The sequence below is a fragment of the Phocaeicola sp. GP0067 genome, assembly GCF_031119655.1.
In the GTDB taxonomy this organism is placed as follows: Bacteria; Bacteroidota; Bacteroidia; order Bacteroidales; family Bacteroidaceae; genus Phocaeicola; species Phocaeicola vulgatus.
Genome location: NZ_JAVHZY010000002.1, coordinates 60,898 through 72,745 on the forward strand (window position 1 = coordinate 60,898; position 11,848 = coordinate 72,745).

The 11,848-nt window shown below is 29.0% G+C and carries 9 protein-coding genes; all 9 read left to right on the top strand.

Annotation, left to right across the window (positions count from 1 at the left end; translation table 11 throughout):
- The first annotated feature begins 44 nt into the window (after nucleotides 1-44).
- Nucleotides 45-1,178: a Coenzyme F420 hydrogenase/dehydrogenase, beta subunit C-terminal domain gene (locus tag RE317_RS02055; RefSeq protein ID WP_117720444.1), complete on the top strand. Its 1,134-nt coding sequence runs from the start codon at nucleotides 45-47 to the stop codon at nucleotides 1,176-1,178.
- Complete coding sequence (locus RE317_RS02060; protein WP_005843710.1) at nucleotides 1,175-3,010, top strand: DUF2264 domain-containing protein; 1,836 nt, start codon at nucleotides 1,175-1,177, stop codon at nucleotides 3,008-3,010. Before RE317_RS02055 ends, RE317_RS02060 begins: the two co-directional genes overlap by 4 nt.
- Before the next feature lie 60 nt (nucleotides 3,011-3,070).
- Nucleotides 3,071-4,600 carry a lipopolysaccharide biosynthesis protein gene (locus tag RE317_RS02065; RefSeq protein WP_005843708.1) on the top strand — a complete coding sequence of 510 codons (1,530 nt, stop codon included), beginning with the start codon at nucleotides 3,071-3,073 and terminating at the stop codon, nucleotides 4,598-4,600.
- Nucleotides 4,585-6,039 (top strand): O-antigen polymerase, encoded by a 1,455-nt coding sequence (locus RE317_RS02070; RefSeq protein WP_008782126.1) that lies wholly within the window; start codon nucleotides 4,585-4,587, stop codon nucleotides 6,037-6,039. Before RE317_RS02065 ends, RE317_RS02070 begins: the two co-directional genes overlap by 16 nt.
- On the top strand, nucleotides 6,005-7,159 hold the full coding sequence (locus RE317_RS02075; RefSeq protein WP_005843705.1) for a glycosyltransferase: 1,155 nt from the start codon (nucleotides 6,005-6,007) through the stop codon (nucleotides 7,157-7,159). Before RE317_RS02070 ends, RE317_RS02075 begins: the two co-directional genes overlap by 35 nt.
- A gap of 72 nt (nucleotides 7,160-7,231) precedes the next feature.
- Complete coding sequence (locus RE317_RS02080) at nucleotides 7,232-8,011, top strand: acyltransferase family protein (RefSeq protein WP_117889356.1); 780 nt, start codon at nucleotides 7,232-7,234, stop codon at nucleotides 8,009-8,011.
- 98 nt (nucleotides 8,012-8,109) lie between these two features.
- On the top strand, nucleotides 8,110-9,192 hold the full coding sequence (locus tag RE317_RS02085) for a glycosyltransferase (protein WP_117720441.1): 1,083 nt from the start codon (nucleotides 8,110-8,112) through the stop codon (nucleotides 9,190-9,192).
- A gap of 15 nt (nucleotides 9,193-9,207) precedes the next feature.
- Nucleotides 9,208-10,320 (top strand): glycosyltransferase, encoded by a 1,113-nt coding sequence (locus tag RE317_RS02090; RefSeq protein WP_117889358.1) that lies wholly within the window; start codon nucleotides 9,208-9,210, stop codon nucleotides 10,318-10,320.
- A gap of 436 nt (nucleotides 10,321-10,756) precedes the next feature.
- Nucleotides 10,757-11,845, top strand: coding sequence for an acyltransferase (locus tag RE317_RS02095; RefSeq protein WP_057250548.1), 1,089 nt, complete (start codon nucleotides 10,757-10,759; stop codon nucleotides 11,843-11,845).
- Nucleotides 11,846-11,848: the final 3 nt, after the last annotated feature.

Below are 11,848 nucleotides of genomic sequence, written 5' to 3' on the forward strand. Positions count from 1 at the left end.
TTATCTGATTTCACATGGAAGAAATATGCGATAAAGATGTCTGTATGGGATGCTGGGCTTGCTGTAACATATGCTCCAAGAATGCAATATCCATGATTGAAGATAAATTCGGCTTTCTTCATCCACAAATTAATCACAATTTGTGTATTGATTGCGGTGCATGCAGAACAGTTTGTCCCAACAATACCCTTCCAATTTTCCATATAGAAATGTCCACTTATGCAGCTGTATCTAAAAACGATGATATATATAAAAAATCAACTTCAGGTGGAGTAGCAACAACCCTTTCTACATTTATTATAGAAAAAGGCGGAGTAGTTTATGGAGCAGCTTTCGACAATGCTTTTAATTTACTACATTCTCGCATTGATTCAGTTAAAGAACTGCATAAAATACAAGGCACGAAGTATGTACAGAGTTCTATAGGATATAGCTATAAACAAATTAAAAATGATTTAAAATCAAAGACTGTACTTTTTATCGGTACACCTTGCCAAGTTGCAGGACTATTAAATTATATACCTAATTCACTACATAAAAATTTATTTACTGTAAGTTTTATATGTGGAGGCGTTCCTTCAAATAAATTTCTAAAGCAAAATCTAAACTCCTATCTTAAAGATGCAAAAAACATCAAATTCAGAAACGGATGTGATTATGGATTTTGGATTGAATACACAAATAATAAAATAATACACTTACAACGATTCTATAATCAATATTTCCGTGCTTTTGATAATAAAATAAGCCTAAGGTCTTCATGTTACGGCTGCAAATTTTCCCGAAGAGAAAGAATCGGCGACATTACTATTGGGGATTTTTGGGGATTATCAAGTGGTAATTTATTGGATAGAGAAAAGAGTGGTTTAGGGGTTTCAATTATCCTTTGTTCCTCTGAAAAAGGTGTATCTCTAATAAAAAATAGTAGTTCCAATTTTATTATAGAGAAACACGATATTTCAGAAACATTCAAATTTAATCCAAGATTATTATCGCCTGTTATTAAAAACGATTACGTTAAAAAATTTCGACAATCATTTGAAAAAAACGAAGATTTCGACAAATCCGTAGGAAAAATTTTAAACATAAAATATAAAATATACGAAATTAAAGGATTCCTTAAAAAAAATAAAATATTGAGTTCTATAAATGACTCTATTAAAAGTGTTAGAAAATGAAATTGTCTAGATCATACTACGAATCATTACTTTATGACCTCCTTAAACCCTTTGTCAACTTATATGATGAAGCAGAGTCATCTATTATAATCCCTAATGAAATAGAAGTATCCTATGACACACGTACTATGAGATTAGAAAGTTTTTCTCGAAGCCTCTTAGGATGGTCTATGTTGCCTGGACATGAGGATATAAAAAGAGTCATTTTCACAATGATTAAAAACGGAATCAACTCTAAATGTAATAAATATTGGGGAGAAATTTATGATAATGACCAAAAAATAGTTGAAATATTTCCAATTCTTCTTTACTGCATTGAAAATAGAAATTTATTCGAATCCTTATTCGACGAACAAAGTCGTAACAATCTTCAAGAATGGTGTCTACAAATAAATAAAGTTCAAGTTCCGATAAATAATTGGCAATTTTTTATAGTATTAGTAAATACATTTCTCAGAATCCTAGGACTAAAATATTCAAAAAATTCAATAGAGCATGCCTTTGAGAATATAGAAAAAATGTACATCGGCGATGGATGGTATAGCGACGGAAATAGTTTGCAACGTGATTATTATATTCCTTTTGCTCTGCATTATTATTCACTACTTTATGCAAAATATTGTCCAGAAGACAAACGCTCAATTACTTTCATAAAAAGAAGCACAATTTTTTCTAAAAGTTTCATGCTATTTTTTTCAAATTCAGGCAATGCGATACCTTTTGGAAGAAGTTTGACATATAAATTTGCACAAGTAGCTTTTTGGTCTATATATAGCAACTTCATTGAAGATAAAGAAGTTCTGTCTGTAATTAAAGGGATAATTGAAAGAAATATAAAATGGTGGATGTCTCAAAAGATATTTGACTCAAATGGATTTCTAAATATAGGTTATTGTTATACCAACCAATTCATGTCTGAATTTTACAATGCAAAAGGCTCTTCCTATTGGTGTCTCAAATCATTCATATTTCTTCTAAATTCTTCTGATTATTTCTTTAAAATAGACTCTTCTAAACTAGAAAACAAGAATAACACCCGCCGTTACATTCCAGCTATTTTCTCAACGATTATGTTTCACCAGGGGCATTCATACATGTTTATGAATGGTCAAAAATGCAATAACGAATTTGGAAATACAGAAGCAAAATACGAAAAATTTCTATATACAACGCATTGTGCTCCATGTGTTTGCCGTTCAGTATCTGGTATTGAAAATTTAGCATGTGACAACAGCTTAATCATAAAAATAGGGCAATCTTTTATTATTCGTAAAAATTCTCATATATTAGAAAATAATGAACATGTTATGGTTTCAGAATGGAAGCCATTCAATGATGTTTCAATTATTACATATATTTTCCCTAATGTACCATATCACTATCGCATCCACGTTGTGAATACAAAAATATCATTTAAATTATATGATTTTGGAACAGCTGTTTGTAAAAACAACTCATTAATTAAATCAACAAAGGACAATAAAGCTTTTTGTTATAACACTAATCAAATTAGTGGAATATATACTTTATTTGATAATGGATTTTCTAGCATTTGCGATTGCTCTCCCAATGTAAATCTACAATACCCTAAAGTTGTCATTCCATATACTTGTACAAATTTTGAAAAAGGAAAGCATTATATTGTGAATTGTTGCTATAATGGTATAGCAGAAATTGAAAATACAACAAAAATACAAGTGAAAACTGATGGAATATTCTATGAAAATGTATTTTATCCTTTTAAAGAAACTTACTTTCCAAATAACTCTTTGTATTCCAAAGCAATACAAATTGCGAGGAAACTAAAAACTATTATTTCTTACTTTAAATAAACTATAAAAGTATTTTCATTTTACTCATTTTAACATTAGTACCTAAATCAAATTAAAAATATGGGAACAACAGATAGAAGTATAGCCCAAAATACTATCCTCCTCTACATAAGATTAATTGTTGTTATATTTGTCGCTTTCTTTACCCAAAGACTTGTTCTTAAAGCCTTAGGCGTTGAAGATTATGGTATATATAACGTTGTGGGCGGATTAATAGTTGTTATCGGCATCATCAATACTGGTATGATACAAGCATCACAACGTTTTTTTGCTTTTGAAATTGGTCGTGGAAAACAATCTGAACTTAAAAACATTTTTGGAGCAGCACTTACAATACATGCTCTTATTTCTATATTTGTATTACTATTTGCTGAAATTTTAGGAGTATGGTTTCTCAATTCTATTATGACAATCCCTCCAGATAGATTATTAGCAGCAAATTTTGTATTTCAAGCAACTATCTGCTCATTACTAATTACGGTATGGACTGTACCATTTGACGCTTTAATCATAGCAAAAGAAGATTTCAACATATATGCATATATAAGTATAGTCGAATATTTTCTCAAATTAGGTATTGCATATTTTATTTCAACATTCGAACTTTACGACAAGTTAATTATATATAGTTGGTTGCTTGTACTTGTTACAATACTATGTAAACTATGGAGCATCATTTACGGAAAAAGAAAGTATAAAGAATGCCTACTTAAATTTAACAAAGACAGAAACTACATAAAGAAAATGCTATCATTTGCAAGTTTTAGTTTCATTGGAAATATAGGTTTTGTCCTTCGAAACCAAGGAGTGAACTTAGTTCTAAATATATTTTTTGGTCCAGCAATAAACGCTGCTAGGGGGGTTGCATATCAGGTTTCCACTCAAGTTTCTTCTTTTGCAGGAAATTTCCAAATGGCAGCGACTCCTCAAATAACAAAAAACTATGCCAATGGTAATATTGGCAGGATGCAATCTCTTATATATAAATCCTCCAAATATTCTTTTTGTCTACTTTTTATTCTAGCTTTACCTGTAGCAGTTAATCCTCATCCACTTCTTGAGTTATGGTTAATACATCCACCAATATACTCAGATATTTTTTTGCAGTTATCTATTGTTGTTTCTTTAATAGACTGTATGGCAATTCCTTTAGGAAAAGGAATAGATGCAACAGGAAAAATTCGCATATTCCAAACAGGCATATGTCTTATTATGTGTTTAGATATTCCCTTGGCAATATTACTATTCTATTTAGGATTGCCATGTTATGATATTATGTTTGTATCAATTGGTACTTCTCTTATTGGAATTATTTTCAGACTAATATTACTCAGCAAATACATTCCTCAAGTTTCAATAATATCATATACAAAAAATGTTGTAATACCATGCATTTTAATAGTAGCAATCAATGTTATTTTGGCATATTATATAAAAAACTATTTTTCAAATACATTTTTTGCGTATGCACTATACTGCTTTATAGTTTGTTTGTTTTCCGCATTTTTTATTTTCATATTCTGTCTTGATAAGACAGAGAAATCCAAAATTATTAAAATAATACAAAACATCATATGCCGTATATTTTAGCGTATCTTTTAATTTTATTGGATATTTCTATCCTACCGTCTATTTTAGAACCATTTGTAGTTTGGAGCCTTGGGTATCTTATAATAATTAGCAACTTGTATAAAAAAGACCCTTTAGATCCTAGAATTTGGCTTTTTTTGGGAGTAGGAATTCTATTGATAAATGGTTTTTCTGGAATCCTTTATGTTCCGTCGAATATAAATGAACAAAGAATCATCATATATGTTATGCTTACTATTTTTTCCTTTCACTTAGGATTCGGAAAGTTAGAGAATGCTAATTATGCCATATTATTAAGACGAAGACTACGCAATGTGTTTAACTCTTATTCATCTTACAGTAACAAGATCCATGTACTTTTAGGATTATTAGGAATTATTGGTTCATTAATGATCTGCTTTGAAATGTTTGTTTTATTAGGAGTTTCTATGGATGATGGTGGAGAACGACGCAGGCAGTTTCAAGAATTATTTCCTCTTATGGTATTAACCCCCATAGGTACTATTTTATTAGGTGGAAGTTTCCCTAGCATATTTTCTGTTTTTTGTGGGGGCTCAAAAATAAATATTTTATTAGGACTAGTTAATATTTTAGCATTAGCCTTATCATCTATGGCTATCGCCGGCAAACAAGGCATATTATTTGTTACACTTATACTGGCATACATATATTTTTTCCACAAATGTTATCGTATAAAAATTAAGATACCCGTTTATGTCAAATATTGCATTTTTGCATTTATATACTTATTTGTTTTGTACATATCATTTTTGACTATCGGACGTCAAAATGTAACACATGAAGGACAATTATTAGAGAATGGAACTTTCTCAAAAGAATTCGCATATATGGCACAAAAGAATTTACCCTCCAGTATTCAAAATAATTTTGCTGAATTTTTTGGATACTACGGTAACCAATTTCCATATGTAGCAGAAAGATGGAGTATTGAGAATTTCGAAGAAAAATATGGATATTTCCGCCTACCTAGAGTTCTAGGAGCATTTACTTTTGTAGAACGACAAGTAATAAAAATATTTCCTTTTTATAATGTCATTTATCCAGATGACCGTGTAGCCACAATAAAAAACCAATCCAAAGGGTACTTTGGAAACGCCAATTGGGGAACTATTGCATTTCTCAATATTAAATATTTTGGAATTTTAGGTGGATTAATAGCATTCTTTTTTGTAGGAAAAATATCTAGAAAATTTTACAATCACTTTTTTAGAAGTCCTAATTATATCACATTTCAGTTAAACTACATCAATTGTGCTGGAATGTTTTATTTTACAATGTTCTATTTTACCCAAGAAACAGGTCCATTCTTTTACCTTGTAATACTTCTTATTTTTGAATTGTACTTTCAAAAGCAAAATATTTCATTTTATAAAAAGAATCCTCATGGAAAATATAGCTATCGTCACAGTCGCATATAATAGAGTAAAATCATTAAGTCGATTATTGAATTCATTATTATGCGCAGATATTGATAATGCACCTCTCATTATCAGTATTGATAAAAGCAATACTAATGAAGTTGAACGATATGCCAATGATTTTATTTGGCCATATGGTGAAAAAAAAGTTATTACTCACAAAGAAAATTTGGGACTACGTAAACATATACTTTCTATTGGACAATTATTAGATTATTATGATGCCGTTATCGTCTTAGAGGACGATATAATTGTTGCACCTGGTTTTTATAAATTTGCAGTTGCTGCTACCAAATTTTATTGTAATGATAATAATATTGCTGGAATATCTCTATATAACTATCCATTTAACTATCAAACTTTTGAACCTTTTGATGCTTTAAAATCAGAATATGATGTATATTTTATGCAAATAGCTATGTCATGGGGACAAGTTTGGATGAGAGATTCCTGGAGAAGATTTTATAATTGGTACGAACAAACTAAGCATAATAAACTAGCCTGTATAAATAATATATATTGCTTTAAAGAGTGGGGGGAAAAATCTTGGCTCAAATATCATATAGCCTATTGCATAGACCAAAATAAATACTTCGTATATCCATATTCTTCATATAGCACTAATTGTGCAGATAAAGGTACACATGTTACTACAAATTTATTTGTATTCCAATCTCCACTAAAATGGAGTAAGCAAGAAAATACATATCGTTTCCCTACTTTCCCTAACGGGATTAACTACGATTCATATAATGAAAACAGATGCCTATATGAAACTCTTCAAATATCAGAAGCCGATCTTATATTAGATCTTTCTGATAATTTGAAAAAATTCGAGAATAAACGCTACATATTAACTACAAAAAAAATGAATTATCAAATAGTTAAAAAATTTGCATTAGAACTTAGACCAATTGAGCTAAATGTAATTATGAATAATGAAGGTGAAGGAATCTATTTATATGATTCAAGTAATCCCATCAAAAATAATGAACACATATCAAAAATAGATTTACTTTCATATAAGTATAAGATTCATAGTTTACTTGCTATTTTAAACAAAATAGGAATTTACAGTCTGTTTTGTTTATTTATTCGAAGAATAATAAAACGAAAGTAAAAAATTAAACATGAACAATATTCGAATTGATTGGATAGATCTTACTAAAGGCATTGCCATTTTTTTAATGGTATGTGGGCATACAAGTATATTCCACTATCTATAAGCAATTGGATATGGTCTTTCCATATGCCTCTATTTTTTATCATATCAGGAATCTTATTTAATGCAACAAAATATCCCAACTTTAACTTGTTTATAAAGAAAAGAGGGAAAACTCTAATAATACCTTATATTATATTCTCACTTATCACTTTATTAACAATTCACGATCAAACATTAAAAGAATGGTTATATAAAGGTTGGATAAATGAATGTGCATTATGGTTTATCCCTGTATTATTTTTTGCAGAAATTTTTTCTTATTTCATTATTCGTTACATAAATTCAAACTGTTTAATATTATTAACAGCAATTACAATAGGAACAATTGGTTACATGTTATATTTTTTCAATATTCATTTTCCGTATAATATAGATGTATCCTTCTATGCTAGTTTTTTCTATTTAATTGGATATATATCTAAAAATAAAATAATTCACTATCCTCCTAAACATTCTTTAGCTATTTGTCTATTAATAGTAAATATTATTCTATCACAAATACTACCTCGAACAGATATGGCTTGGAATAATTGTGGTTGGTATGGATTGAATGCTATTAATGCTATAGGAGGAACATTTGCTATTATATTAATTACTAAAACTTACTTTGATAATATTTATGCCACACCTATAAAATTATTCTTCAAGTGGGCAGGACATAATACAATAATAATATTAGGACTATCACAGATAATAAGTACATATATAAAATCGGATTTTCATATTTTTCTGTTCCCGAAATTATGAATCCATTTTTAAGACACATGTTTTTATGGATTATACTTTATATATTATCAATCATAATACGAAAATATTTCCCAAGAATAATAGGACAAAAATAAAATATGACTCAAAAAAAACAAATAACAAAAAGAACATTCATTTGTAATATACTCCCTTCCGATTACATAATTAAATCAAAAGCATCACAAGCTGCCATTAATTTTTGTAATCGGCTAGTGGATGGAAAATGTTTTAATGATATTAGATCTATTACACCTATCAGCTATCAACTACCTCCCCAGATAACATACAAAAATATTACATTTTACATAAACAACGGCAAAAACAAAATAAATAAAATAGTCCGATATATTTTATTAAATGTAAAACTAGCTAGGGATACACATACTTCAGATGCTATATGGTTCTACAATTTGACATTTTCTTGCTTATTAGCATATACACTTCTTAAATTTATTTGGCGTAAAAAGATTTATATAATAATGGCAGATTATACTCCATCCTCCAATATATTCTCACTTCAATCCTTTATTGGCTGGTTATTAAGAAAATGTGATGGAATGATATCTTTATCAGCACGTTCATGTTTCAAACACATTAAAAATTTAAAAGTGAAAGCTGGAATAATTGATGAGAACATATTAAATATAAAATCAGAGAAAAAAGATATAAATGACATTATATTTCTTTTTTCTGGCACTTTATCCCCTGTAACAGGTTACGATATGGCATTAAAAGTTTTCTCAAAAATTCCCAATGCACAACTATATATATCAGGGAATGGAGAATTTCCTACTGAATATAAAAAATATACAAATTTACACTTCTTTGGAAATATGAAATACGAAGATTATCTTTGTTTACTTGATTCTGCAACGATTTGTTTGAACTTAAGAAATCCCAATCTTCCCGAAAATAATAATAATTTTCCATCCAAAGTTTTAGACTATTTTTCAAAAGGTAAGATTGTACTTTCCACAATATCGTATCCTGAGATAAAGGGTGCAAACTACATTTTATCTGAATACAATGAAGCAGCCATAACAAAATCTATTCAAGATATCATCAATATGGATATCAATGAACTATTAAAATATTCTGATAATATTTCCTTTTTACGCATGAACTTTACAGTGCAAGCTTGGAAAGAAACAATACATGCTGTAGATTCATTAAATATATAGTAAAATATACCGTTTATGAGAATTGTATTTTGGCAAAATTGTCTTAGCCCACATCAACTACCATATATTGTACATCTTATGGATGATAAACGTGTAGATGAAGTAGTAGTAGTTACAGAAGAAAGTATCAGTGATGAACGTAAAAAAATGGGTTGGGAACTGGGGTGTTATCCCCAAACAGAAAAATGCTCAATTATAATAAGCCCTAATAATGATAAAATTCGTGCTTTATTTAATATGAGAGAGGCAGATAGTTGGCATTTATTCTCAGGTATACATGGTTTTCCATTTATATTCCACTGCTTTAAAATTAGTTTGGTTTATAATATAAAACGCGGTATAGTAACAGAATGCCCATATACATATGCTTTTGGCAGTAATAATGGAAAGCCTTTATGGTTACATAGTATACGTTTCTTCTTACAAGACTATAAATATGCCAAGTATATAGATAAGGTTTTTGCCATGGGTAACCGAGCTACGAAATATTTCAAATCAGTATATAGCAAATGGAACGTATATCCTTTTATGTATTGTACACAACCCAAAGAAAAGAATAACCTTATTGCAAATCAAACAGCCACAACAAAATTTCTTTTTGTTGGTAGTTTATCTTATAGGAAATCTCCTAAAATAATTTCCAGCAGTCTTGTTTCCTGCATAAAAAATAATTCTAAATTTGACTGTCATGTGACTTATGTGGGTGATGGTAACAGACGAATAGATTTAGAAAACTATATAATTAAAAATAATTTAAAAAGCTATGTTACTTTAACTGGCTTTCAACCTCAAACAGAAATACCTACATGGATGTCCAAAAATGATATTCTAATATTACCAAGTATTCATGATGGTTGGGGGGCAGTGGTAAATGAAGCATTACAAACTGGTATGTATGTAATTTGCAGTAATACTTGTGGAGCCGCAGATTTACTAAAGGATGAACGAATTGGAAAAGTCTTTCATGTAAATAATGAACAACAACTTTCTGAAATAATGCAATGGTGTCATGATAATATTGACACAATTCGCCATGACAGATTTTTTCGACAACAATGGGCTGACAAACATATAAGTGGCCGAGTTCTAGCCAAGTATATGATAAACTGTTTGATTGAAAATAAATAATAAGTATTCACATTTGCAGAAAAATCCTCAAGATAAAAAATTAGCAGCTAAACGTATCTATCAGTAGCTGTTATAGCAAATATATCAACAGCTTGTCATACACTGATATCAACCTATTATATGAACAGGTTGTCAGCATTGAATTATTTAAAATAGTTCTTCTGTAAAGTTATAAACATTCGCAGGGATTATAAATTTCTGTTGTAAACAACAATAGAGACCAGTATTTCAATTCTATTCAAATTTGATATATCCAATAAAAAGTATTTTTTCTTTCCAATAAAATGATTATTTATAGTTACCAAGCTTCAAATAATTATACGGATTTAAAAGAAACATCAAAGCAATCATTAACAAAATTTACGCGACAAGAAAAGAAATAAAAAAATGATTTATCTAATAATTTTTACATAAGACAAACTCTATAAAGCGAAAAATGAAAAACAAACAGAATGAATACAAAAACAGAATAACAGACACAAATCATATAACGATGACACCATTCTTATCACAAAAAATCAAACTTTTATCATTGATAAGTATTATACTTGTGTTATATATCCACTCTGGATTCCATGATTACCCTAATGAAATACAGGGAATGCCATTTAATTTCAAGCTACAAGATTTCATTAGTGGAAAAATAGGACGGTGTGCAGTACCCTTATTTTATGCTATAAGTGGATATCTATTCTTCCTTAATTTAAATAACAAAAATATACTTTGGGCCAAAATAAAGAAAAGGATTATGACTTTAGTAGTTCCCTATATTATAGCTGCATTATTTTTTCCCTGTTTTTATATCATAGTAAGTTTAATTCCCAGTACAGCCCGTTTCTTTAATTCAGAAAGTATATCAACCATATTCAACCTACCTGTATGGAATATATTTCAATCTATATTTTATGATCCTTTGGCTTTCCACCTTTGGTTCTTACGAGATTTAATCATCATTGTAGCCTTATCACCTTTTTTATATTATATAAAAAATAGTAGCAAAAAAGGAGAAAAAATCCTACTTATCGCTATATTTTTACTTAACTTATGTAACATAAAATATATTCCTGTATATGCTATGTTTTGGTTTCTAGCTGGAGATATTTTCCTAATAAAACTAGAGAATATAAAAAATATAAGATATTATATTGCATTCCTCTTAATTTCTACCATAGAACTTATATACCCTAGCCCAAGATGGTCGTATTTCCAAATACCAATTATTGCACTCGGTGTAATCAGTATATGGAATATATACAACAGATTAGTAACCAATTCTTTTATATTGAAAAAACATAAATGGTTATATATTGCCTGCCAATTTACATTCTTCATTTATCTTTTCCATGAACCAACCTTAAATATCATTCGTAAATTATTAATTATAATATTGGGACATTCCTCAATAGGATTTGCTGTAAATTATCTAATATCCCCATGGATATTTACCTTGTTATTCATTATTATAGGATTTTATTTTAAAAAAAACCTACCTAAACTATACAGTATTTGTGTAGGGGGAAGATAAATA

What these genes read in the sequence shown, in the direction of transcription:
- RE317_RS02070 (WP_008782126.1), top strand. Translation starts at nt 4,585, where the DNA reads ATGCCGTATATTTTAGCGTATCTTTTAATTTTATTGGATATTTCTATC.
- RE317_RS02090 (WP_117889358.1), top strand. Translation starts at nt 9,208, where the DNA reads ATGAGAATTGTATTTTGGCAAAATTGTCTTAGCCCACATCAACTACCA.
- RE317_RS02075 (WP_005843705.1), top strand. Translation starts at nt 6,005, where the DNA reads ATGGAAAATATAGCTATCGTCACAGTCGCATATAATAGAGTAAAATCA.
- RE317_RS02085 (WP_117720441.1), top strand. Translation starts at nt 8,110, where the DNA reads ATGACTCAAAAAAAACAAATAACAAAAAGAACATTCATTTGTAATATA.
- RE317_RS02055 (WP_117720444.1), top strand. Translation starts at nt 45, where the DNA reads ATGGGATGCTGGGCTTGCTGTAACATATGCTCCAAGAATGCAATATCC.
- RE317_RS02095 (WP_057250548.1), top strand. Translation starts at nt 10,757, where the DNA reads ATGAAAAACAAACAGAATGAATACAAAAACAGAATAACAGACACAAAT.
- RE317_RS02060 (WP_005843710.1), top strand. Translation starts at nt 1,175, where the DNA reads ATGAAATTGTCTAGATCATACTACGAATCATTACTTTATGACCTCCTT.
- RE317_RS02080 (WP_117889356.1), top strand. Translation starts at nt 7,232, where the DNA reads ATGTGGGCATACAAGTATATTCCACTATCTATAAGCAATTGGATATGG.
- RE317_RS02065 (WP_005843708.1), top strand. Translation starts at nt 3,071, where the DNA reads ATGGGAACAACAGATAGAAGTATAGCCCAAAATACTATCCTCCTCTAC.